This is a genomic window from Bosea sp. NBC_00550 (assembly GCF_026020075.1).
Lineage (GTDB): Bacteria > Pseudomonadota > Alphaproteobacteria > Rhizobiales > Beijerinckiaceae > Allobosea.
Map to the genome: position 1 here is coordinate 2,380,054 of NZ_CP102772.1, position 23,000 is coordinate 2,403,053.

The 23,000-nt window shown below is 66.7% G+C and carries 21 protein-coding genes; 8 read left to right on the forward strand and 13 right to left on the reverse strand.

Going from position 1 to position 23,000, the window contains the following annotated elements:
• Nucleotides 1-204 precede the first annotated feature (204 nt).
• Nucleotides 205-999, forward strand: coding sequence for a methanethiol S-methyltransferase (gene mddA, locus NWE53_RS11420; protein WP_265054411.1), 795 nt, complete (start codon nucleotides 205-207; stop codon nucleotides 997-999).
• Between the two features lie 96 nt (nucleotides 1,000-1,095).
• Here the strand turns inward: mddA and NWE53_RS11425 are convergent, their stop codons facing one another.
• Nucleotides 1,096-2,256, reverse strand: coding sequence for an MFS transporter (locus NWE53_RS11425; RefSeq protein WP_265054412.1), 1,161 nt, complete (start codon nucleotides 2,254-2,256; stop codon nucleotides 1,096-1,098).
• Nucleotides 2,257-2,717: 461 nt separating this feature from the next.
• Here NWE53_RS11425 and NWE53_RS11430 point away from each other — a divergent pair, with 461 nt between their 5' ends.
• Nucleotides 2,718-3,530 carry a nickel-binding protein gene (locus tag NWE53_RS11430; protein ID WP_265054413.1) on the forward strand — a complete coding sequence of 271 codons (813 nt, stop codon included), beginning with the start codon at nucleotides 2,718-2,720 and terminating at the stop codon, nucleotides 3,528-3,530.
• A 556-nt stretch (nucleotides 3,531-4,086) separates the two neighbouring features.
• Nucleotides 4,087-4,977, forward strand: a complete 891-nt coding sequence (locus tag NWE53_RS11435; RefSeq protein WP_320109568.1) for a LysR family transcriptional regulator — start codon at nucleotides 4,087-4,089, stop codon at nucleotides 4,975-4,977.
• Nucleotides 4,978-5,034: 57 nt separating this feature from the next.
• On the opposite strand, the gene NWE53_RS11440 is transcribed toward NWE53_RS11435, so the two are convergent.
• The 8 genes from NWE53_RS11440 to NWE53_RS11475 form a co-directional block, all read right to left on the reverse strand.
• Nucleotides 5,035-5,715 carry a DUF1028 domain-containing protein gene (locus tag NWE53_RS11440; RefSeq protein WP_265054414.1) on the reverse strand — a complete coding sequence of 227 codons (681 nt, stop codon included), beginning with the start codon at nucleotides 5,713-5,715 and terminating at the stop codon, nucleotides 5,035-5,037.
• Nucleotides 5,716-5,729: 14 nt separating this feature from the next.
• Nucleotides 5,730-6,146, reverse strand: coding sequence for a RidA family protein (locus NWE53_RS11445; RefSeq protein WP_265054415.1), 417 nt, complete (start codon nucleotides 6,144-6,146; stop codon nucleotides 5,730-5,732).
• A gap of 78 nt (nucleotides 6,147-6,224) precedes the next feature.
• The gene (locus NWE53_RS11450; protein ID WP_265054416.1) at nucleotides 6,225-7,511 is read right to left on the reverse strand and encodes a flavin-containing monooxygenase; all 1,287 of its coding nucleotides are present in this window, start codon (nucleotides 7,509-7,511) and stop codon (nucleotides 6,225-6,227) included.
• A 191-nt stretch (nucleotides 7,512-7,702) separates the two neighbouring features.
• On the reverse strand, nucleotides 7,703-8,722 hold the full coding sequence (locus NWE53_RS11455) for a tetratricopeptide repeat protein (RefSeq protein ID WP_320109569.1): 1,020 nt from the start codon (nucleotides 8,720-8,722) through the stop codon (nucleotides 7,703-7,705).
• A gap of 170 nt (nucleotides 8,723-8,892) precedes the next feature.
• Complete coding sequence (locus NWE53_RS11460) at nucleotides 8,893-9,774, reverse strand: cytochrome c1 (RefSeq protein ID WP_265054417.1); 882 nt, start codon at nucleotides 9,772-9,774, stop codon at nucleotides 8,893-8,895.
• A gap of 7 nt (nucleotides 9,775-9,781) precedes the next feature.
• Nucleotides 9,782-11,065: a cytochrome b gene (locus tag NWE53_RS11465; RefSeq protein ID WP_265054418.1), complete on the reverse strand. Its 1,284-nt coding sequence runs from the start codon at nucleotides 11,063-11,065 to the stop codon at nucleotides 9,782-9,784.
• 53 nt (nucleotides 11,066-11,118) lie between these two features.
• Nucleotides 11,119-11,667, reverse strand: a complete 549-nt coding sequence (gene petA / locus NWE53_RS11470; protein ID WP_265054419.1) for a ubiquinol-cytochrome c reductase iron-sulfur subunit — start codon at nucleotides 11,665-11,667, stop codon at nucleotides 11,119-11,121.
• Between the two features lie 191 nt (nucleotides 11,668-11,858).
• On the reverse strand, nucleotides 11,859-13,724 hold the full coding sequence (locus NWE53_RS11475) for an ABC transporter ATP-binding protein (RefSeq protein ID WP_265054420.1): 1,866 nt from the start codon (nucleotides 13,722-13,724) through the stop codon (nucleotides 11,859-11,861).
• Nucleotides 13,725-13,840: 116 nt separating this feature from the next.
• On the opposite strand from NWE53_RS11475, the gene NWE53_RS11480 reads away from it, so the two are divergent.
• Nucleotides 13,841-14,338 (forward strand): tRNA (cytidine(34)-2'-O)-methyltransferase, encoded by a 498-nt coding sequence (locus NWE53_RS11480; RefSeq protein WP_265054421.1) that lies wholly within the window; start codon nucleotides 13,841-13,843, stop codon nucleotides 14,336-14,338.
• Nucleotides 14,316-15,242 (forward strand): oxygen-dependent coproporphyrinogen oxidase, encoded by a 927-nt coding sequence (gene hemF / locus NWE53_RS11485; RefSeq protein ID WP_265054422.1) that lies wholly within the window; start codon nucleotides 14,316-14,318, stop codon nucleotides 15,240-15,242. Before NWE53_RS11480 ends, hemF begins: the two co-directional genes overlap by 23 nt.
• On the opposite strand, the gene NWE53_RS11490 is transcribed toward hemF, so the two are convergent.
• From NWE53_RS11490 to NWE53_RS11505, 4 genes are read right to left on the reverse strand one after another with little or no spacing between them, the layout of a single operon-like run.
• On the reverse strand, nucleotides 15,239-16,477 hold the full coding sequence (locus NWE53_RS11490) for a CCA tRNA nucleotidyltransferase (RefSeq protein ID WP_265054423.1): 1,239 nt from the start codon (nucleotides 16,475-16,477) through the stop codon (nucleotides 15,239-15,241). The genes hemF and NWE53_RS11490 overlap by 4 nt on opposite strands.
• Nucleotides 16,474-16,731, reverse strand: a complete 258-nt coding sequence (locus NWE53_RS11495; RefSeq protein ID WP_265054424.1) for a DUF6111 family protein — start codon at nucleotides 16,729-16,731, stop codon at nucleotides 16,474-16,476. Before NWE53_RS11495 ends, NWE53_RS11490 begins: the two co-directional genes overlap by 4 nt.
• A gap of 46 nt (nucleotides 16,732-16,777) precedes the next feature.
• Nucleotides 16,778-17,434, reverse strand: a complete 657-nt coding sequence (locus NWE53_RS11500; protein ID WP_265054425.1) for a CoA pyrophosphatase — start codon at nucleotides 17,432-17,434, stop codon at nucleotides 16,778-16,780.
• Nucleotides 17,431-18,018 (reverse strand): DUF1285 domain-containing protein, encoded by a 588-nt coding sequence (locus tag NWE53_RS11505; protein ID WP_265054426.1) that lies wholly within the window; start codon nucleotides 18,016-18,018, stop codon nucleotides 17,431-17,433. Before NWE53_RS11505 ends, NWE53_RS11500 begins: the two co-directional genes overlap by 4 nt.
• 203 nt (nucleotides 18,019-18,221) lie before the next feature.
• Here NWE53_RS11505 and NWE53_RS11510 point away from each other — a divergent pair, with 203 nt between their 5' ends.
• The 3 genes from NWE53_RS11510 to NWE53_RS11520 are packed head-to-tail and all read left to right on the forward strand — an operon-like array spanning nucleotide 18,222 to nucleotide 22,999.
• Entirely contained in the window at nucleotides 18,222-19,244 is a 1,023-nt protein-coding gene (locus tag NWE53_RS11510) for an AAA family ATPase (RefSeq protein ID WP_265054427.1), read from the forward strand.
• Between the two features lie 4 nt (nucleotides 19,245-19,248).
• Complete coding sequence (locus NWE53_RS11515) at nucleotides 19,249-20,166, forward strand: DUF58 domain-containing protein (protein ID WP_265054428.1); 918 nt, start codon at nucleotides 19,249-19,251, stop codon at nucleotides 20,164-20,166.
• Between the two features lie 10 nt (nucleotides 20,167-20,176).
• Nucleotides 20,177-22,999, forward strand: coding sequence for a DUF4159 domain-containing protein (locus tag NWE53_RS11520; RefSeq protein WP_265054429.1), 2,823 nt, complete (start codon nucleotides 20,177-20,179; stop codon nucleotides 22,997-22,999).
• The last annotated feature ends 1 nt before the right edge of the window (nucleotide 23,000 follow it).

Here is a 23,000-nt window from a genome sequence, read left to right on the forward strand (position 1 = left end):
GAGAATACATCGTTTCGGGATCAATTTTCGCCGCAAGATTGACTTCGGAAGCGCACGCGCTGGCGCAAACCTGAAGACTAAACATTGCAGATGACGCAGCTCCGAGTTCGATCGGCAATTGTGGCGTATCCAAGACTTCGACCACACCTTGCCGCGACGCAGGCCAACAACGCCATTCATCGCAACCGACCGGGGGACCCCGCCATGCGCAAGGCCACCATCCTGCTCTATGGCCTTCTGTCATACGCTTTCTTCTTCGCAACCTTTGTCTATGCGGTCGGCTTCGTCGGCGCACTTTTCGTGCCGAAGGGGATCGATGACGGACCGGCTACGCCGATCGTGCAGGCTGTCGTCATTAACCTCGCATTGCTGTCGCTTTTCGCGATCCAGCATAGCGTAATGGCTCGCCCTTGGTTCAAGCGCCGGTGGGGCGGTTGGATCGATCCAGCGCTTGAGCGGCCAACCTATGTCCTGCTCGCGACGGCTGCCCTTGCGCTCTTGATGTGGCAGTGGCGGCCTTTGCCGCAACTCGTTTGGAGCGTGACGGATACGAGGCTGTCGGCCGCTCTCACCGCGCTGTCCTTGTTCGGCTGGCTGCTCGTACTGCTTTCGACCTTCATGATCAGCCATTTCGAGTTGTTCGGGCTGAAGCAGGTGTTCATGCGGTTCTCCGGGCGCGGCATGCCCGCTGCCGAGTTCCGCACGCCGGGCCTCTACAAGCTTGTTCGGCATCCGATCTACCTCGGATTCATCATTGCCTTTTGGGCGACGCCCGTCATGAGCCAGGGTCATCTGCTCTTCGCGGCAGTCACGACCGCCTACATCCTGATCGGCATCATGCTGGAGGAGCGTGATCTGATTGCGCTCTTCGGCGACGACTACCGGCGTTACCGCGAGCGTGTCTCCATGCTTCTGCCGTTTTCGCGAAGAGGCGCCGTACGGCGCAGCAGTGTTCCATCAGCACCCGCACATGATGCGGGGCAAGAATGGCCGCGCTGACTGTAGATGCTCGCGCAGCTGGCTGGTCGTCGGCTCAGCCGCCCTCATGCTGGCTTGGTGATGAAGGATGGTTGCCTTGGGTCGGACTGGCCTTGGCTAAGCGGCCGGGGGCGTAACCGACATCGGTGGCCTTGAAGCGAGGCCGACGACGATGACGACAGAAGCCATCAGGCAGCTCACGACGATCAACGCCGTCGACAGCGAGACTGCGGTCATGACCGCGCTGGCGATGATGACACCGGTCGCGTTGGCGGTGCGGAGCAGCGCGAAGACCTCGGGCCGCTTTTTTGGCGGAGCAAGCGTGTCGAGGATCAGCGAGTAGTAGGTTCCCAACGGCGCGAGCACTGCACCGACCAGGATAGCCCCCGCCACGGTCACCGCCATTGATAGCTGAAGTGCGACGACGATGGCGCCAACCGTCATGACCGTCAGCTGGATCAGGACGGCACGCCGGCTCGCGATGCGATTTCTGACGCTGACCCAGATGCCGCCGGCCACCGACGCGACGCAAAGCGGGACGGTGAACAGGATTGCAAGAGCCGGGGCATAGCCAAATTGCAGGGCAAGCCCGACCGCGCCGATCTCCAGAGCTGCCACTGTCGAGCCGCCCGCCGCAGCGCACATCAGCCAGAGCAGGATCGACGGCGTAAGGACGGAGGCGTCCGGCGCGTGCACGTCTTCGGTCGGCGCCGATGGGGCGGTTGGAACGAGCAAAGCGGGAATGGCGCCCAAGCAGGACAAAGCGACGACGGCAAACGCGGGAGAAACCGTGCCGAGCCCGGAGGCGAGCACCGGTGCGAGAACGAACGTCACCTCGTTCAGCGTCGAAGAAATGCCCAGCGCCCGGGGCAATTTACCTGCCGGAGCAAGCTCGCTCAGCACGGCTCGCAGATATCCGAAGGCCGCGCCTGTCACCGCTCCTGCCAGAGCCGAGAATGCGACCAGCCAGATGAAGGGCGCAGCGTAATGCGTCATCAAGGCCACGGTCCCGAGCGCGACAGCCCGGAACAGAACGAGCGCTCGCAAATACGTTGTTGGGGCGAGGCTCCGACCCGCCCTCGTGAGGGGGATCGCGCCCAACACCTGGGCGAGCGTGAAGGCGAGGATCATCGCCGCGCCGCCGCTTGTGTCGCCCGTCAGCGCCAGCGCGACGAGGGCGAACGCGACCGGTCCCGCCGCCTGAGGTACAGCGAATGTCGCGGACGATACATACCAGCGAAACAGCGCCGCCGTACCTGATGTCGTGGAAGTCGCCATAGCCAACGCCAAAAGTAAGGGCCGGGCCGTTCCCGGACATTGCTAATCCCGTTTTGGGATCGAGGCCGTTACCTCGCGGCGCGTACTCGGCGATGTTCAATGCCCTGTCAACGCTCGCCAAGCTCCGATAGCCTGCTGCGGTTCCCGCGACGGTGGCTCGATGTCTGCTTTACGCAGTGGGTTGAACGTCTGCAAATGGCGCATTCCGCCTCGATCCTTGCCACCAGAGGCTAACGACTGGGCCGGGTGGCTAGCGGACATATGGGGAGAGCCGAGTTCATATCCGCCGAGCTTCGTATCAGGATAGTCGCACTCGTCAGCGGAAAACTCGGAGCCGGCGATCGAGAGCTGCCCGATATCGCCGAACAACACAAGAAAGAGCCCCTCGCTCGGCTTTTGTGTATTAATGAGGCAGCTGGTCCAGTTCTAACCTTTGGCCGGGTGTGGAAACGGAGAGAAAAATGCCCATTTTTCTTGATCGGCATGACTTGCGAGGTCTCTCCGCCGCCGATATCGCCGAGGCTCATCGCAAGGACTTGGAAGTGCAGGAGCGCTATGGCGTACGGTTCCTGACGTACTGGTTCGACGAAGCACGGGGTACAGGCTTCTGCCTCATCGATGCACCTGACATCCGTGCAGCAATGCGGGTGCATGACGAGGCCCACGGAGATTTAGCCAAAGATATAATCGAGGTAGATATTTCTGCAGTCGAAGCCTTCCTTGGTCGCGTCTCGGACCCACCTCCGAAGGGGGATAGCCCCCACGCGATGTTTGATCCGGCCCTACGAGTCATAATGTTCACCGACATAGTCGACTCGACCGGCATGACCGCGAGATTAGGTGACCTCCAGGCAGTTGAGATGACCAGGGCCCACGATTCCTTGGTACGCCGCGCGCTGAAGGACAAAGGGGGGCGCGAGGTCAAGCACACCGGGGACGGGATTATGGCTTCTTTCGATGAGGCCGCTGTTGCCGTGGATTGCGCCCGTACAATTCAGCAGGCCTTTGATGCCTTCAATCTCGCGAGCAAGGAGAAGTTGCGGGTGCGGATCGGGTTAGACGCGGGCGAACCCGTAGCCGACAGCAATGACTTGTTCGGTGCGACAGTTCAAACGGCGGCTCGCCTATGTCAGATAGCAGAACCCGACACCATTGTCGTGTCGGGGACAGTATCCGAATTGGTTCCGAATCGATTCAGCCTCATTTCACTTGGTGATAAAGCCTTGAAAGGCTTCGTGCATCCCATCGCCGCGTTCGAGGTACCGTGGCGCTGAGATTGCATGTTTGCGATGATATCGCATCGCAACTGTGTGCTGAAAGTCAAAAATGGTGAAAGGGCTCGTCCTGTCGATGAGGAATGTCAGGTTTCGGGCTGCGAGCCAGTGTCCGAAAGTGGCGCGTCTCGCCCGTTTCAGCGACGGGTGTTAGTGGCCCACCCTTGGGTCACTCTCTGGAGTGTCCGCAGCCGCGTTTTCGAACTGCCTGTCCGCCGGAGTTCCGGTGATAGATGGTTGAGCTGGTCCGATCCGGCGGACGTGTGGGGAGCTGTCGCGGGAGTTCGAGCCGACCGCGTGCCCATCGCGAACTGGGCTCGTCAAGCAGACCGCGATGTTGGCAAGATCATGGGCCGGGACCTCTCGATCCTGCCCACCGAGGCGTTGAGCGGGCTCGGCATCGGCTTCGTCTCCGAAGGACGGCGCCTCTGCCGCTATCTCGTTGTGCGGCCGGCTGGACGAGATGCTCGCTTGCCGTCCGCCACCTGCGCCGCCGTGCTTTGCCAACGGCGCTACTCATGCTCTATGTGCCGCCATGCGCTTTTCGCTACGTCAGTTGGAATATTTCAGCGCAGCCGGCGAAACGGGCAGCATCACTCTGGCCTCTGAACTCGTCCATATTTCTCAACCCTCGATCTCGACGGCGATCTTGCATCTCGAGCGCGAGCTGAAAGCGCAGCTCTTCGTCCGCCACCATGCCCAGGGCCTGTCGCTCACCCCTGTCGGACGTGCGCTTCTCGCTGAGGCCAAGCGCGTGGTCGCGCAGGCGGAGAGCCTCTACACCGTCGCCGACGAGACCAGCGGCCTGGTGCGCGGCACGCTGTCTCTCGGCTGCATGGTGACGCTGGCTCCCATGCTGGTCCCGGAATTGTCCCAGGGCTTCGTCTCGGCCTTTCCCGATACGACGATCCGCCATGTCGAGGGCCATCAGGAAGACCTGCTCCGGGGGCTGCGGCGGTCGGAGACCGACCTCGCCCTGACCTATGACCTCCAGATTCCGGAGGACATCGCGTTCTCGCAGCTCGTCAGCCTGCCGCCCTACATCGTCGTCGCCGAAACGCACCCTCTCGCGCGGCAGAGCGCCATGACGCTGGAAGAGCTTGCGGATCAGCCGCTGGTGCTGCTCGATCTGCCCCTGAGCCGGGAGTATTTCCTCGCGCTGTTCATGGCCAAGGGGATCACGCCGACGATCGCGTCCCGTTCGGCGCATCCGGACGTCGTCCGGGCGATGGTCGCCAACGGCGCCGGCTACGGGCTATTCAACGTCCGCCCGCGATCGGACCACGCGCTCGATGGCCGGAGGCTGGTCTCGATCCGGCTCGCCGGGGAGCATCGCCCGATGACGATCGGAGTTGCGACGCTGCGCAGCTTGGCGAGTCCAAGCTCGTCGAAGCCTTCCGGGCCTATTGCCAAGCCCGCATCTCGCGCTCGTACATTCCAGGGATGATCGCGCCGGCCATGACCGAGCGCACCCGGATCGACGGCTGAGCCGCCGGAAGGCCGCTTACTCGTCGCCCGGCACGCCGTAGGACGGCGCCTCCCGCGGATCGAGCGCGCGCTGAATATAGGCCTCGATCTGCGGCTTGTAGACCTCCCAGGCCTTCGCAACCGTCTCGACGGGGCAGTCTTCCGTCCAGTCGCAGCGCAGATCGGCGATCGGCCAGCTGAGCTTGTCGACGATTTTGAGTCCCGCCGAACGGACGGGCCCGGCCTCGCCGCCCGCCGCGAGGCCTGTGCGCATGGCGGCTATCAGCCGGTCGCCCAGATGGCCGGAGCCGGAGCTTGCGAGGAAGCCGTCGACGATCGCCTGCGGAACGCCGTCATTGGCCAGGAGATTGCCGCCCGAGGCGACGTTCTCGGCCTGCGCCGACGTCCAGATGCCCAGCGATCGGGGGCCGGAATGGATCGCCGCCGTCCCGTTCCGGTCGACCGCCAGCACCTGCCGGTATTCGACGAACCGGCCGCGTTTCCGGATCTCGGCGATGGCTTCCGCCGCGCTCCGGCCTTCTTCCATCAGATCGAGCGCCAGGGGACCCAGGGTCGGGTCCGTGACGTTCTGCGAGGCCACCGCTCCAACCCCGGCGCGTGCATAGGAGCAGCGCGCGGCGACCGCAGGCGAGGAAGACGAGACCGCGACGCCGAACATGCCGGTCCGTGCGCATCGGGCGACGAGGGAAAAGGTCATCGGCCTGTGAGCTCCTAATCCGGAATGACGGCGGTGCCGTCGATCTCGACCAGCCATTCCGGCCGGGCCAGCGCCTGCACGACGAGGCCGGTCGAAACGGGGTGCACGCCTTTGATGTATTCGCCCATGGTGCGGTAGACCGCCTCGCGGTGGCGTACATCCGTCAGGTAGACGACCACCTTGACCAGGTGCTCCATCCTGCCGCCGGCTTCCTCGATGAGCTGCCTGATGTTCTGCATGACCTTGTGGGTCTGCTCGACCGGGTCATGGCTGTCGATGTTGACGGCGTCGTCGAGGTTCTGCGGACATTGGCCGCGCAGCCAGACGATGCGGCCACCCCGGGTCACGACCGCCTGCGCCAGGTCGTTGTCGAGCTTCTGCTCCGGGTAGGTTTCCTTGGTGTTGAACTTGCGGATGCGGGTATGTGCCATGTGGCCTCCTTAGTCGGACCATGCTCGACGCGAACCGCCATGGGGGCCGCGCGACGAACTCAAGTTCCTGTTCGACGCTCACGCGCTCTCGAGTTCGCGCTGCATGGCAGCGTGATAGGCTGCGTAGTTGCGCTGGATCGTGATCTGGTCCGCCAGATACTTGGCGTCGTGCCACACGCCCCAGATGAAGCTCGACCCTCGGCGCGACTGCCAGGGCAGCCCCAGGAAATAGACGCCGGGCTCTGACGAGACGCCGCGCTGGTGCCGCGGGCGGCCGCTTTCGTCGAAAGCGTCGACCTCCATCCAGCTGTAGTCGGAGGAGAAGCCCGTCGCCCAGATGATCGTGCTGATCCCGGCCTGCGCCAGATCGAGCGAGGCGATGGGATTTGTCACGCAATCGGAATCCGCGACCACGGCGCGCGCCTCCGGTTCTTCCGGCAGGTCGAGGCCGTTGCGGGCGACGTAGGCATCGGCCTCGTCCAGCAAGGCATGAAGATTCGCGTCGCCGCGCCCGAGATTCTCGACGAGATCGGGGGCAAAGCCGACCACGCCATTCTCGCAGGCTTGCGTCCGCCCGACGAGGAGCATTCCCCGTGCCGCCAGGCGCCGGAAATCGATCGTGTGACCGCCATTCGCCCCGCTGACCGCGATCGTGACGTGCTCCGTTCCGGGCTCCCGCGCAGAAGCGTCCCATTTACCGAGAACGCCCAGCCACCAGCAGAAGTCGCGGCCGCGATAGGCGCGCGGCGGGCGATCATGCGGGCCGACGGACAGGTAGACGCGCCGCCCCGACTCCAGCAATTCCTCGGCGATCTGCGTCCCCGAAGAGCCCGACCCGACCACCAGCACGGCGCCCTCGGGAAGCTGGCCGGGATTGCGATAAGCGGTGGAGTGCATCTGCAACATCCCCGTTTCCGGCGGAACCAAGGCTGGAATAGTCGGGCACTGGAAGGGGCCGGTCGCGACCACGATCCGGTTGGCCTCCATCATTCCTGCCGACGTCTCGACGCGGAATCCGGGCCGGCCGGCAATCCGCTCGACATGCCGGACTTCGACGCCGCAGCGGATCGGTGCCGCAATCTTCCTGGCGTAGGCGACGAAATAGTCTGCAACCGTTTCCTTCGACGGGAAGTCATTGGGGCCGACCTGGTCATTCACATCGGAAAACGCGAGGCCCGGAAACCGATCGTGCCAGGCTGGCCCGTTCGCGGCCAGTGTGTCCCATCGTTCGGAACGCCAGCGTTCGGCGATGCGGCTCCTCTCGAGAACGACATGAGGGACACCGGCCCGGTCCAGATGCTCGCTCATCGCGATTCCAGCCTGACCGGCGCCGATGACGAGCGTGTCGATCTGCTCAACTGACATTATCCGCCTCCCGCCGAATCTGGAGAATTTCTTTGGGAGAAATCCCAATCCCGGCATTGGTCTACCGGCGGCGTCAGCACTGTAAAAATACGAAATCTTGCTGTGGTGATTAGGATTTTCCTAAACGGGCCGGATCGAGCGGCCGGCGCCGACCCCACGCCGCGCAAGCGCCCGGACGAGATGTCTGGGCCTTACGCGGAACAGCAGCAGAGGGGTTCCGCGGTCGTCAGGCGGCACAGGCAGGACGAGGTGATCGGCACGTCGGCCTTGGACAGCGCAAGCGCAAGCTTCGCCTCCAGAGCCGGAAGCTCGGCTTCCTCGCCGCGCCGCCGGAGGCATTCCACGAGGCCGTGGAGAGCCCAGACATTGTCCGGATGCTGGGTGCAGCGCTGCACCCTGCCGCTCAGGCCGAGATCGTCGCGATAGACCCCCTCGGCCTCGACGACATGGCCCTGCTCCATCAGGAGCGCGGCCAGCGCGTGGCGCGGCGGGTGCATCCAGGCCCAGGGCTCGGTGTAGCCGAGATTGTCGTCGCGGCGCACCGCTTCGCGCAGATGGACATAGGCCTCTTCGTGATCGCCCTTGTGATAGGCGAGTTCGCCATCGAGCATGGCCTGCCCGACCGACAGCGTGTTCCGCGCATAGTTGCTGAGATACCGGTGCGTTTCCGAGATGCGCTCGTAGCTCTCCCGGAATAGCCGGCGCTCTTCCTCGGCGCGAGCGAAGTCCTTGAGCGTGGCGAAGGCGATGCCGCGCGCATAGTGATGCATCGGGATCGAGGCCCGGAAGATCGCGGGATCGCCGGGGAAAGGCTCCGCGATGATGTCGTGCCAGCGCCCGAACCGGACGAGCACATGCATCCTCATCGAGTAGTAGCCTTCCGTCGTCATGGCGAGCTTCGGCCGGCCTTGCACGCCGAGGATGTCCGGCGTCAGGATTTCGCGGATCCTGTCGGCGGCGGCGAGGGCCGGCGCATACTGCCCCATGAACATGCAGGTGAACATCATCAGATGCAGGTCGTGGCAGCGCGCCGTGACGTAGAAATTGAACGAGCCGGCATAGCCGGCATAGATGTCGTCGGCGGCGATCGCCTTCTCGCTGGCGATCCTGGCGCGCTCGTAGTCGCCGCACAGCACATAGATGTGTCCGGGCATGTGATTCAGATGGCCGGCATCGGGGCGGAGGGTCGCGAGCGCATCGGCCGAGCGCATCACCTGACAGCCTAAACAATCGCCCGCCAACTGACGTGAACGCGGCGGACCGGTGGCGGCGCGGCTGCGCCGCCACCTATTGTGAGTGTCCGTGCTCGCGAAAATGACTTAAGCCAACAGGGTCACCTGATCACAAGCATGAGGGGCTTTACGCATAGGAGCGACGCTGCTCAGTGAGCCGGCGAGCCGTCCGGCATGCGCGACCACACCTTCTTCTTGGTGTAGTAGAGCAGCCCCGCGAAGATCACGAGGAAGATCATCACCTGCATGCCCAGGCGCTTGCGCGCCTCGAGATGCGGCTCCGCCATCCAGACCATGAAGGCCGAGACGTCGCGGGCATACTGATCGACCGTCTCCGGCACCGGCGACTTGCCGTCCGGCCCCTTCGGATACTCGACCTGCCCGTCCGAGAGCGGCTTCGGCATCGCGATCAGATGGCCGGGCATGTACTCGTTGTAGTTCTGCCCCGGCAGGAGCGCCGGGAAGCCGGCCGGCGGCTCCTTGTAGCCGACGAGCAGGGCGTGGATGTAGTCCGGCCCCTGCTCCTGATACTGGGTGAAGATGTCGAACACGAAGGTCGGGAAACCGCGCGTATAGGTGCGGGCCTTGGCCAGGACCGAGAAATCCGGGGGGTAGGCGCCGCCATTGGCCGCGCGCGCCGCCTGCTCGTTCGGGAACGGCGACGGGAAGCGGTCGGCCGCCCGGCCCGGCCGGTCGAACATCTCGCCGGTTTCGTTGGGGCCGTCCTTGATCTGATAGGTCGCGGCCAGCGCTGCGACCTGGCCGGGCGTGAATTCGGGGCCGCCCGGCTGCGACAGGTTGCGGAAGGCCGCCAGGCTGGCGCCATGGCAGCTCGCGCAGACTTCCTTGTAGACCTTGAAGCCGCGCTGAAGCTGCGCGCGATCGAACTTGCCGAAAGGTCCGGCGAAGGACCAGTTCAGCGCCGGCGGCCTGGGTCCGCCCTCGGCTGCCTGCGCCGCCGGCTGGAACAGCGCCAGCGACAGGCCGGCGGCAAGCCCGGTGAGGGCGAGACGAAACGATGTTCTGCTCATGGTTCCGTCAGCCCTTGACGTTCGGTTCGGCAGCGGTGGCGGTCGCGATGCGCACCGCCGAACCACCCTTGGCGGAGGCCAGCACGGAATCGGCGATCGAGGTCGGCAGCGCCTTCGGCCGCTCGAACAGGCCGACGACGAACAGCGCGACGAAGAAGCCGAAATACAGCACGGTGAAGATCTGGGAGGCGATGACGTAGCCGCCTTCCGCCGGCATGGCGCCGAGATAGCCCAGGCCGATGCACACCACGAGGAAGGCCCAGAAGAGCTGGCGCGCGATCGGCCGGTAGCTCATCGACTTCACCTTGGAGGTGTCGATCCAGGGCAGGAAGGCGAGCACGACGATCGCCGCGCCCATCGCCATCACGCCGCCGAGCTTGTCGGGAATGGCGCGCAGGATCGCGTAGAACGGCAGGAAGTACCATTCCGGCACGATGTGCGCCGGCGTCGAGGCCGGGTTCGCCGGGATGTAGTTGTCGGCATGGCCCATGAAGTTCGGCTGGTAGAACACGAACCACGAGAACACGATCATGAACACGACCATGCCGAGGATGTCCTTGACGGTCGCATAGGGCGTGAACGGCACGGTGTCCTTCGCGACGTTCTTCACCTCGACGCCCGACGGATTGTTCTGGCCGACGACGTGCAGCGCCCAGATGTGCAGGATCACCACGCCGAAGATCATGAAGGGCAGCAGGTAGTGCAGCGAGAAGAAGCGGTTCAGCGTCGGGTTGTCGACCGAGTAGCCGCCCCACAGGAAGGTCACGATCGTCTCGCCGATCACCGGCAGCGCCGAGAACAGGTTGGTGATGACGGTCGCGCCCCAGAAGGACATCTGCCCCCAGGGCAGCACGTAGCCCATGAAGGCCGTCGCCATCATCAGCACGAAGATCACCACGCCGAGGATCCAGAGCACCTCGCGCGGCGCCTTGTAAGAGCCGTAATAAAGCCCGCGGAAGATGTGCACGTAGACGGCGACGAAGAACATCGAGGCGCCGTTGGAGTGCAGATAGCGCAGCAGCCAGCCATAGTTCACGTCGCGCATGATGTGCTCGACCGAATTGAAGGCCAGCAGCGAATTGGCGGTGTAATGCATCGCCAGGATGATGCCGGTGACGATCTGCGCCACGAGCATGAACACGAGGATGCCGCCGAAGGTCCAGAGATAGTTGAGGTTGCGCGGGACCGGGTAGGACACCGCCGAGTCATGCGCGAGGCGGATGATCGGCAGACGCGCGTCGAGCCAGCGCTCGATGCCGGTCTTCGGGACGTAGGAACTGTGACCACTCATGAAGAATGCCTCAAGGCTGTCTCATCTTGGCGGGAAAGCGTCGAGCGCATTGCTCAGCCGATCTTGATCTTGGTGTCCGCGGTGAAGGCGTAAGGCGGAACCGGCAGGTTGAGCGGTGCCGGGCCCCTGCGGATGCGGCCGGAGGAATCGTAGTGCGAGCCGTGGCACGGGCAGAACCAGCCGTCATAGTCGCCCTTGGACTCGCCGGGCGCGGTGCCCAACGGAATGCAGCCGAGATGGGTGCAGTTGCCGAAGACGACAAGGAACTGCTCGTGGCCGGCCTTGGTGCGCTGCTGGTCGGTCTGCGGGTCGCGCAGCGTCGCGACGTCGACGGCCAGGGCCTCGTCGATCTCCTTCTTGGTGCGGTGGCGCACGAAGATCGGCTTGCCGCGCCAGAACAGCTTGATCGCCTGGCCTTCCGCGATCGGCGCCAGATCGACGTCGACAGGCGCGCCGGCGGCGACGGTCTGCGCATCGGGGGCGAGCTGGCTGATCAGCGGCACGACGACGGCACCGAGGCCGACGGCGCCAAAGGCGCCGGTCGCAAGCATCAGGAAATCGCGGCGGGTTGTTCCGGTCGATGTATCGGTCGCGTTCGCCACGATCCAATCCTCTTACACGTCTTGCGAGCTGTAACAGCTCGAAATTGTCGCCTGTCGCCCTCATAGGGGCGCGCCGCTGCCGCCGCAATGCGGCGGTGCGTCACCATCGGCTCTTTGACATGCAGATTGGACGAAGTCTACTGTCGCGAACGTCCCGCCCATGCATGGCGCACAGACCTCTGGCGGGGACTTCAGACCGCGAGCTTTTCCGGATCGGCGGCGGCAAGGAAGCCGCCCGATTGCCGTGCCCATAGCCGGGCATAGAGCCCGCCGCTCCCGATCAGCTCCTCATGGCTGCCGGTGTCGACGATACGGCCCTTGTCGAGCACGATCAGGCGGTCCAGCGCCGCGATGGTCGAGAGGCGGTGCGCGATCGCGATCACGGTCTTGCCCTGCATCAGCGCGGTGAGCTGCTGCTGGATCGCCGCCTCGACCTCCGAATCCAGGGCTGAGGTCGCCTCGTCGAGAATCAGGATCGGCGCGTCCTTGAGCAGCACGCGGGCAATGGCGATGCGCTGGCGCTGGCCGCCCGAAAGCTTCACGCCGCGTTCGCCGACGCGCGAATCGAAACCCTGCCGTCCATCCTGGTCGCCGAGCCCGAGGATGAACTCGTGCGCCGCCGCCTGCCGCGCCGCGGCGACGATCTCGGCCTCGCTGGCGCCGATGCGGCCATAGGCGATGTTGTCGCCGATCGAGCGGTGCAGCAGCGAATTATCCTGCGTCACCATGCCGATCTGGGCGCGTAAGGAGTCCTGCGTGACATGGGCGATGTCCTGGCCGTCAATCAGGATGCGCCCGCCCTCGAGCGGGTAGAGCCTCAGCAGCAGGTTCACCAGCGTCGACTTGCCGGCGCCCGAAGGGCCGACGAGCCCGATCCGCTCGCCGGGCTTGATCGCAAGGTCGAGCCCTTCGAACAGCCCGCCACCCCTGCCGTAGTTGAAGCGGATCTTCTCGAAGCTGATCGCCCCCTTGTCGACGACCAGCGGCACGGCTTCCGGCGCATCGGGCAGGTCGTGCGGCTTCGCGATCGTCTCCATGCTCTCCTGCACCGAGCCGATATTCTCGAAGATGCCGCGCACGAGGTGGATCAGCCAGCCCGACATCTGCACCAGCCTGAGCACGAGGCCGATCGCGGCAGCGACCGCGCCCGGCGTCATCTCGCCCTGGCTCCACAGCAGCAGCGCGAGCCAGGCGGTCGCGACGACGAGCAGGCTGTTCATCGTCTGCAGGATGACGCTGACGCCGGTGATCAGCCGCGACAGGTTGAGGAAGGAGGCGTTCCAACGCGTCAACGAGTCGCGCACGGCCGAGCGTTCCGCGTCGCTGCGGGCGAAGAGCTTCACCGTCAGGATGTTGGTGTAGGAATCGACGATGCGTCCGGTCGTGCTCGACCGTCCGAACGAATTCGCCTCCGAGCGCGCCTTGGCGCGCGGCACGAAATAGATCAGCAGCGCGATATAGGCCGCGAGCCAGGCGATGACCGGCATTGCCAGCCAGATGCTGGTCCTGCCGAAGAAGCCGATTGCCACGGTCGCGAACACGAGCGCGTACCAGAGGTCGTCGATGACCTCGATCGTCGCGCCGCGGATCGACTGTCCCGCCTGGATGACGCGGGCCGACAGCCGCCCGGCGAAATCGTTCTGGAAATAACCCAGCGCGTGGCCGAGCGTGTAGACGTGGTTGCGCCAGCGGATCTGGTTGGTGATCTGCGGCACCACGACTTGGTCGACGATGGCGTGGTTGGCGAAATAGATCAGCGGCCGGACGACTACGAGCAGGAAGGCCGCGCTGGCGAGCACCCAGCCATGGTCGCGGAAGATCGTCTCCGGCGACTGGGTCGAGAGCAGGTCGACGAACCAGCCGACCATCAGATACATCGCCGCCTCGATGCCGCTGAAGCCGAGGCCGGTGATCATGATCGCCGCCATCCAGCCCTTCACACCCTTGATGTGGTGCCACATGAAGGGCCAGACGCCACGCGGCGGCGTCTCCCGCTCGTCGAAGGGAGCGAAGACGTCGATTCGGCTTTCGAGCCAGCGGAAGAGCGGGGCAAACATGTCCGCCCTCCTCTGGGTCGGCATGACGACGGAATTGAGACCGCGATATGGGCGCGTTTCGGGGCGATCGCCAGTGTTCTTGACGCATGTCGGCTCGCCACCGCATGACAGCAGACATGTTGCGTCTCGCCCTCTTCCAGCCGGACATCCCGCAGAACGCGGGCACGATGATCCGCATGGCGGCCTGCCTCGGCATTGCCGTCGACATCGTCGAGCCCGCCGCCTTCGACGTCTCGGACCGGCATTTCCGCCGCTCGGGCATGGATTATCTCGAACGCGCCGCCGTCGCCCGGCATGATTCCTTCGCGGCTTTCGACAGCTGGCGTCGCGAGAACGGCCACCGCCTCGTCCTCGCCGAAACGGACGGAGCGATCCCCTTGCCGGATTTCGTCTTCCAGCCCGGCGACGTCGTGCTGGTCGGCCGCGAATCGGCCGGCGTGACGGCCGAGGTGCAGGCGGCCGCCGAGACGAGCCTGCACATCCCGATGCGGACGGGTTTGCGCTCGCTCAATGTCGCGCTGGCCGCTGCGATGGTAATGGGCGAGGCGTTGCGACAGACAGGCGGCTTCCCGCGCCGCGATGGACCGGACCATGAGCACACCCAAGCCCGTTGAGAATCCGCCCGCCGACCCGGCCGTCGTCGAGGCGATGAAGCCCCGCGCCGCGGCGTGGTTCGAAAGCCTGCGCGACCGTATCTGCGCCGCCTTCGAGGCGGTCGAGGACGAGGCGGGCGGCCCCTTCCCCGCCGAGGCCGACCAGCCCGGCCGCTTCGTCCGCACGCCCTGGCAGCGCACCAATCATGACGGCGCACCCGGCGGCGGCGGCGTGATGTCGATCATGAAGGGCCGGGTCTTCGAGAAGGTTGGCGTCCACGTCTCGACCGTGCATGGCAGCTTCCACCCCGACTTCGCCGGGCAGATCCCCGGCGCCTCCGAGGATCCGCGGTTCCACGCCACCGGCATCTCGCTGATCGCCCATCCCTGGAACCCGCATGCTCCGACCGTGCATATGAACACGCGCTTCGTCGTCACCACGAAGCCGTGGTTCGGCGGCGGCGCCGACCTGACGCCGGTCCTCTTTGCGAGGCGCAATCAGGAAGACCCGGATTCGAGCGAGTTCCACGCGGCCATGCGCCGCCCCTGCGAGAGTTTCCCCGCAGTAGCTGACTACCCGCGCTTCAAGCAGTGGTGCGACGACTACTTCTTCCTGAAGCACCGCAACGAGCCGCGCGGCATCGGCGGCATCTTCTACGACTATGTCTGGACAGGCGATCCGGAAGCCGATTTTGCCTTCACCAAGGCGGTGGGCGAGGCGTTTCTCGACATCTATCCCAACCTCCTCTGCCGCAATATCGGCAAGCCCTGGAGCGAGGCCGAGCGTCAAGAGCAGCAGGTTCGCCGCGGCCGCTATGTCGAGTTCAACCTGCTCTACGATCGCGGCACGATCTTCGGGCTGAAGACCGGCGGCAATGTCGATTCGATCCTGTCCTCGATGCCGCCGACGGTGCGCTGGCCCTAAGCCAACGCCTGCCGGCTCACGGCGTCGAGCAACTCGAACTGCGCCTGCCGCTCGGCCGGACACCCCGCCTCGATCCACAGCCGGCGCGTCTCCGTCAGGACCCGTCCGATCCCCTCGCCTTTCGGCACGCCGCGGGCCACCACATCCTGCCCTCGCGGCAGGAATGGCGGCGTAGCTCCCAGCTGGCCGATGAGGCTCCGGACATGACGGCCGGTTTCATCGCCCGCCATGGCATTGAGCAGCACGAGGGCCGCGGCAGCCGCGTCGTCTCCGGCGCGATCGGCAACCAGGCGAAAGCATGCGAGCGAGGGTAGCTCGCCCCGGCCGCCGAGCGCTTCCAAGGCAAGCGCGATCCGCTCGATCCGGTCGAACTCGTCGTTCGACAGCCGCAGCCGGTCGCGCAATCGCGGCGCATCCTCGGCGACCGAAACGGCCAAGGCCGCCAGCCGGAACGCCGGGTGGACACCTTCGCCGTCCTCTCGCGCCACGGCCGCGAAACGGGCAAGGTGCGGCACCGCGCCGATCACCGGCATCACCAGCCCGGCGCCTGCCATCGCATCGAGCGTGGCCGCAGCCCCAGGCGCGACCAGCAGCTTCATCAATTCGGCGCGGACCCGTTCGCGCGACAGCCCCTCGAGCCCCGCGCGGCCCGCGATGCAGGCGCGCAAGCCCTCGGCATCGGGCGCACCGACACCATACCGGGCATGGAATCGGAAGAAGCGGAGGATCCGCAGATAGTCCTCGCGAATGCGCGTTTGCGCCTCGCCGATGAAGCGCACGCGCCGGGCGGCGAGATCGGCGAGCCCGGTGCTGTAATCGTGGAGCCCACCGTCCCGGTCGAGCCCCAGCGCATTGATCGTGAAGTCACGCCGCAGCGCATCCTCAGCGAAATCACGCCCGAAGGCGACCTTGGCGCGCCGCCCGTCGGTTTCGACGTCGCGCCGCAGCGTCGTCACCTCGAAGGTCGCACCGCCCGATATCAGCGTGACCGTGCCGTGCTCGATCCCGGTCGGAACGGCCTTGAAACCGGCCTTCCGGCCGCGCCTGATCGTTTCCTCGGGCAGGGCCGTGGTGGCGAGGTCGATATCGCTCGCGGCCTCTCCCAGCAGGAGATTGCGCACCGCGCCGCCAACGACACGGGTTTCCTCGCCCTCGCCGTTCAGCGCGCTCAGCAGCCGGACCAGAACCGGCTCGGCCAGAAAGCGCGCGATGGCGCTTTCACGCTCGGGTTTCATTTGAAGCGGCCGGGCACGAGCACGCCATTCTCCATATGCGGCGGCTCATAGGCGCCCTGGCTGCGCGGCGCGAAGAAGCCGCCATAGGCGAAGACCGCGATCGACAGCAGCAGGCCGACGACGGCGAGCCAGAAGGCATGCCGGCTCCAGTGCTCGACATCGAAGGGGTTGCGCCTCTTGATGACGAGATAGCCCGCGAAAATGCAGAAGGGCAGGACGAAGAGCAGAACCTCTTCGATGATCGCGCGCAGCATCGGCTTCGTCGTTCCCCGGTGCGCTTTCGGCGCAGAGACATGAATTCTAACCGGCCAGCCGCTCGTAGAGATTGCGGATCATGCCGGCGGTCGCACCCCAGATATAGCGACCCTCGAACGGCATCGCATAGTAGGTCCGGAAATGTCCCTTCCACTCCCGCCCTTCCCGCTTGTGGTTGGCGGGGTCGAGCAGGAAGGAAAGCGGCGTCTCGAAGGCCTCGTCGACCTCGTGACGGTTGATCGTCAACGAGAAGGGCGGCTCGACCAGCGCCACGACGGGCACGATGCGATATCCGGTCCCGGTCAGATAGGCGTCGAGGAAGCCGAGCGTGCGGATGCGCTCCCGCGGCAGGCCGATCTCTTCTTCCGTTTCACGCAGGGCGGTAACCACCGGGGAGCCATCGATGGCATCGACGCGGCCCCCGGGAAAGGCGACCTGCGCCGAATGGTTGCGCAGCGCTGCGGCGCGCTGGGTCAGCAATACCGTCGGCCCCGTCTCGCGCGGCACGATCCCGATCAGCACGGCTGCCGGCACCGCGCGCTTCTCGTCGGGGATCGGCACGGGCTGGGGCTGGTTCTCATGGTCGCCGCGCGGACGCGCGATCACCTCGCCGAGCAAGGGCGGCTCGGCGCGCAGGCGCTCGCGCGCCAGCTTCGCGAATGCCTCCGTGCTGAGGTTCAAGGCGTGGCCGTTGGTCGTCAAATCTCGATGCCTTCGATCTCGCTCGCCGGCAGCGCCGGGTAGAAATGCCCGGCGGCGGCGATGCCGAACATCGCCTCTCCTTCGGCCCCTCGCACCTCGCCGAGCGCCAGCAGGTCATAGGTGACCGCCCGCGTCAGCCGGGCCCAGAGGCCGTGCCGAACATGGACATAGGGTTTCAGCCCGTCCTTTGCAGCCCGCTCGAAACGCAGGGGATGCTCCGGCCCGACGCAGAGCAGGTCGTCGACCTGCGTCCGGAAGGCGATTCCCCTGCCGTCGCCCTCGCCGTCCAGCTGCATCTCGACAGCCTGGAACGGCGCGTCCTCGACCGTGATCCCGACTTTCTCGACCGGGGTCACGAGAAAGTAATCGTCGCCCTCGCGCTTCAGCACCGAGGAAAACAGCTTCACCAGAGCCGGCCGGCCGATCGGCGTGCCCAGATAGAACCAGGTGCCGTCGGCGGCGATACGCATGTCGAGATCGCCGCAAAAAGGCGGGTTCCAGCGCTCGACAGGCGGCAATCCGCGCATCTTGCCGCCGCCTATCGCGGCCATCAGCCGATCCATCGCATTGCCCGGAGCCGTCATCGAAAGACCCGTCCCCACCTGCTGCGGCACATTGGTTGCATCGTGTTTCTGCCTTGAACTCCACATAATCGTGAAGCCGAGATGATGTGTACCGTCCCATTCGGCGCTTGAGCCGCCGGGGTGGCCCGTCCACAGTCAACGGCGGAACACATCGATCGGTTCGCATAGGGGCGCAACGGCCCGCGACAGTGAAGGAGACCGACATGGCGGTACAGGCCCGCGCGAGCGAGAGCAATTCCCCGATCGATCTCGACAGCGGCATCGTCGAGGCGGCCGAAGCCGCGCTCGGTGCCATCGGCGCGGCGCGCAAGGAAATCGGCCAGGTCATCTTCGGCCAGCAGAAGGTCGTCGATCTCTCTCTCGTCACGCTGCTCGCGGGCGGCCACGGCCTGCTCGTCGGCGTGCCCGGCCTCGCCAAGACCAAGCTCGTCGAGGCGATGGGCACGGTGCTGGGGCTCGCGGCGCGGCGCGTTCAGTTCACGCCCGACCTGATGCCCTCCGACATCCTCGGCTCCGAGGTTCTCGACGAGAGCGCCGATGGCAAGCGCCATTTCCGCTTCATCAAGGGCCCGGTCTTCGCCCAGCTCCTGATGGCGGACGAGATCAACCGCGCCTCGCCCCGCACCCAGTCCGCCCTGCTGCAGGCGATGCAGGAGCACCACGTCACCGTGGCCGGCGAGCGCTACGACCTGCCCGCGCCCTTCCATGTGCTGGCGACGCAGAACCCGATCGAGCAGGAGGGCACCTATCCCCTGCCCGAAGCCCAGCTCGACCGCTTCCTGCTGGAGATCGATGTCGGCTATCCCGACCGCGAGGCCGAGCGCCGCATCCTGCTCGAAACCACCGGCGCCACCGAATACAAGCCGTCCCAGGCGATGACGGCGGAGACGCTGATGTCGATCCAGCGCCTGGTTCGCCGCCTGCCGGTCGGCGAGGCCGTCGTCGATGCGATCCTCGACCTCGTCCGCTCCGCCCGCCCCGGCGAAGGCGACGCCGCCGTCACCGAGAAGCTCGCCTGGGGTCCCGGCCCGCGCGCCAGCCAGTCGCTGACGCTCGCGGTGCGGGCCCGCGCATTGGTCGAGGGCCGGCTCGCGCCCTCGGTGGACGATGTCGCCGCCCTCGCTTTGCCCGTGCTGAAGCACCGTATCGCCCTGACCTTCGCCGCTCGCGCCGATGGCGAGACGGTCGAGCGCGTCATCGGCAGGCTCGTGGAACGGCTGGGATAGGTCGATGCTGCGCACGCGCGTCCTGGGTTCGAGCGAACGGAAGCCGGCCAAGCCGATCCTGACGGAGTCGCTCGACCTCGCCGCGCGCTTGCCGCGCCTGATCCTCGAGGCCCGCCGCGTCTCCGCCAGCATCCACGGCATCCACGGCCGGCGCCGCTCCGGGCCGGGCGAAACCTTCTGGCAGTACCGACCGCTCGTCGCCGGCGAATCGGCTTCGCGCATCGACTGGCGCCGTTCGGCGCGGGACGGCCATCTCTTCGTCCGCGAGCGCGAATGGGAGGCTTCCCACTCGATCTGGCTCTGGATCGACCGCTCGCCATCGATGGGTTTCGCCTCCTCATTGGCGATGGCCTCGAAGATCGACCGTGCGCTGGTCACCGGCTTCGCCCTGGCCGAAGCGATGGTCGAGGGTGGCGAGCGCGTCGGCCATCTCGGCCTGACGCGGGCGCTTGCCTCGCGCCGCATCGTCGAGTTGCTGGCCCAGGCCATCGTCGCCGACAGCCGCGGCGGCGACGCCGATCTGCCGCCGGGCGGGCCGCTGCCGCGGCTGGCCGACGCCATCATCATCACCGACGGGCTTTCACCCTCCTCCTCGCTGGCGCAGCGCATCGCGACCATGGCGTCATCAGGCGCGCGCGGGCATGTCCTGCTGATCGCCGATCCGATCGAGGAAACCTTCCCCTTCACCGGCCAGGCCGAGCTCTTCGACCTCGAGGACGGCTTGACGCTGCGCGTCGGCGACGCCGGCTCCTGGGGCGAAGAGTATCGCCAGCGCCTCGCTGCCCATCGCGAAGCGATCGCGGAGGCCTGCCGCAAGGCCGGCTGGACCTTGACGCTCCACCGCACCGATCGTCCCGCCAGCGAAGCCGTGCTGCGGATCGCCAGCCTCGTCGCCGCCTCGCGCGGCGCGTCGGGCTTCTAGGGGACCCGCCATGTTCAGCGCCCTCCCCTTGAGTTTCTCCGCCCCGCTCGCCCTGGCAGCGCTCGCGCTGCTGCCGGCCCTCTGGCTGATCCTGCGCGTGACGCCGCCGCGCCCGCGCCGCATCGATTTCCCGCCGCTCAAGATCATGGCGGACCTCGTCGCCAAGCGGGAATTGCCGGCCCATACGCCCTGGTGGCTGCTTGCCATGCGCATGACGGCGGCTGCGCTCGCCATCCTCGCGGTCGCCGGCCCGATCTGGAATCCGGCGCGTGAAGGCGCACCGCTGCGCGGCCCGGTCCTCCTGCTCGTCGATAACGGCTTCGGCGCCGCCGCCGACTGGCCCGAGCGCATCGCCGTCGCCGAATCGCGCATCGCTGCCGCGACGCGCGAAGGCCGCCCCGTCGCCATCCTCGGCCTCGCCGAGGCTCCGGCAGCCATCACGCTCGCGGAACCCCGCGCCGCCCTCGATCGGCTGCGGGCTTTGGCGCTTCAACCTCACGCGCCCGACCGCGCCGCCCATCTGCCGCGCGTCGAGGCCTTCCTGCAGACCGCGCCCGAGGCCGAGATCGTCTGGATATCCGATGGCCTCGCGATGGCGGACGATGGCAGCTTCCAGGCGCGGCTGAAGCAGATTGCCGATGCGCGCCGCCTCTCGATCCATGCCGGGCCGCCCGGCCAGCTCGCGCTCGCCGCGCCCGACAATCTCGCCGGTGCTCTCAGCGTGAAGGTCCTGCGCCCGACGGCGAGTGCTCCCGCGACCGGACAGGTCCGTGCGCTCGACCTTAAAGGCCTGCCGCTCGGCGATGTGCCCTTCATCTTCGAAGGCTCCAATCTGCAGACGACAGCGCGGCTGACCCTGCCCATCGAGGTCCGCAACGCCGTTTCGCGCCTGGAGATCGTCGGCGAGAATAGCGCCGGCGCGGTGGCCCTGCTCGATGATCGCGCGAAACGCCGCCGCGTCGGCATCGTCTCGGGTTCCACCGCCGATACCGCCCAGCCCCTGCTGTCGCCGACCTATTACATCTCGCGCGCGCTCCAGCCCTTCGCCGAGGTGCGCGAGCCGCGCCAGGGCTCGACCGATCCGGTCGGAGAGCTTCTCGCGCAGAACCTCTCGGTGCTCGTGCTCGCCGATATCGGCGCGCTCGACCGCGACACCAGCGCCAAGGTCTCGGATTTCGTCACCCGCGGTGGCGTGCTGCTGCGCTTCGCCGGCGCGCGCCTTGCCGCCTCGTCCGACGACCTGACGCCGGTTCGCCTGCGCCGGGGCGGCCGGACGCTGGGCGGCGGGCTGTCCTGGGAGACGCCGCGTAAGCTCGCGCCCCTCACCCGGGAGAGCCCCTTCTTCGGCTTGATCATCAATGACGACATCCGCGTCACCCGCCAGATCCTGGCCGAGCCGGAGCCGAACCTCTCGCGCAAGACCTGGGCTGCGCTGGAGGACGGCACGCCGGTCGTCACCGGCGAGCGCCGCGGCGACGGCCTCATCGCCATGGTCCATGTCACCGCCGACACGACCTGGTCGAACCTGCCGCTCTCGGTCCTCTTCGTGGATATGCTGCGCAGGGTCGTGAACCTCGCCGGCACGGGGCCCGCCGCCGATGCGCAGAGCGACGAGACTCGCGTGGAGACGCTGTCGCCGACCCGCGTGCTCGACGGAAGCGGCCGCTTCCGCACCCCGCCGGCGACGAGCCAGCCCGTTGCCCGCAACTATGCCGGCCGCGCCACCTTGGCCCACCCGCCCGGCCTCTACGGCCCCACCGACGGCTCGCTTGCCGTCAATGCGCTGACGCCGAACGATACACTCGCAGCCCTGGACCTCGCCGGCCTCGGCGCGCCGATCCTGCCGATCGACGAGCCCGTCGCGCGCGATGCCCGCCCGCCGCTGCTGGTGCTCGCCTTGCTGCTGCTGATCGTGGATACGCTGGCGACGCTCTGGCTCGGCGGACGGCTCAATCTCGGCCGCATCCGCAAGGCGGCTGCGCCGGCCGCGATCCTCCTGGCCCTGACATTTGCCGGCGGCCTCCTGCCCGACATCGCCCGCGCCCAGCCCGCCCCGGCCGCGCCCGCCGATAATCGCCCGCCGATCCCGCGCGAACTCCTCGCCAATGGCGCCGTGACGCGGCTCGCCTATGTCGTCACCGGCGACAGGGCCGTCGACGACATGTCGAAGGCCGGCCTCGCCGGCCTGAACACCGTGCTCGGCGCGCGCACGGCGCTGGAGCCCGGCGATGCCGTCGGGGTCAATGTCGAGCGCGACGAACTCGCCTTTTTCCCGGTGCTCTACTGGCCGATCGTCGCGGGCCGGCCGATCCCCTCGGCCGAGACGCTGCGCAAGCTCGAAGCCTATATGAAGGGTGGCGGCCTCGTGATCTTCGACACGCGCGACGCCATGAGCGCGCGGCCGGGCGGCGGCACCACGCCCGAGGGCGACCAGCTCAAGCGCATGCTGCAGACGCTCGACATCCCGGAGCTCGAGCCGCTGCCGCGCGACCACGTCCTGACCAAGACCTTCTACATCCTCGACGAGCTCATCGGCCGCTACGACACGGGCACGACCTGGGTCGAGACGCTTCCGCCGGCGGACAATGACGGCCGCCGCCCGGCGCGCGCCGGCGACAATGTCTCGCCCATCATCATCACCGCCAACGACCTCGCCTCGGCCTGGGCCATCGACAAGCGCGGCGAAGGGCTGGTGCCGCTTTCCGGCGCCGATCCGCGCCAGCGCGAGATGGCGCTTCGCGCCGGCATCAACCTCGTGATGTACGCCCTCACCGGCAACTACAAGGCCGACCAGGTCCACGTCCCGGCCCTGCTCGAACGCCTGGGACAATGAC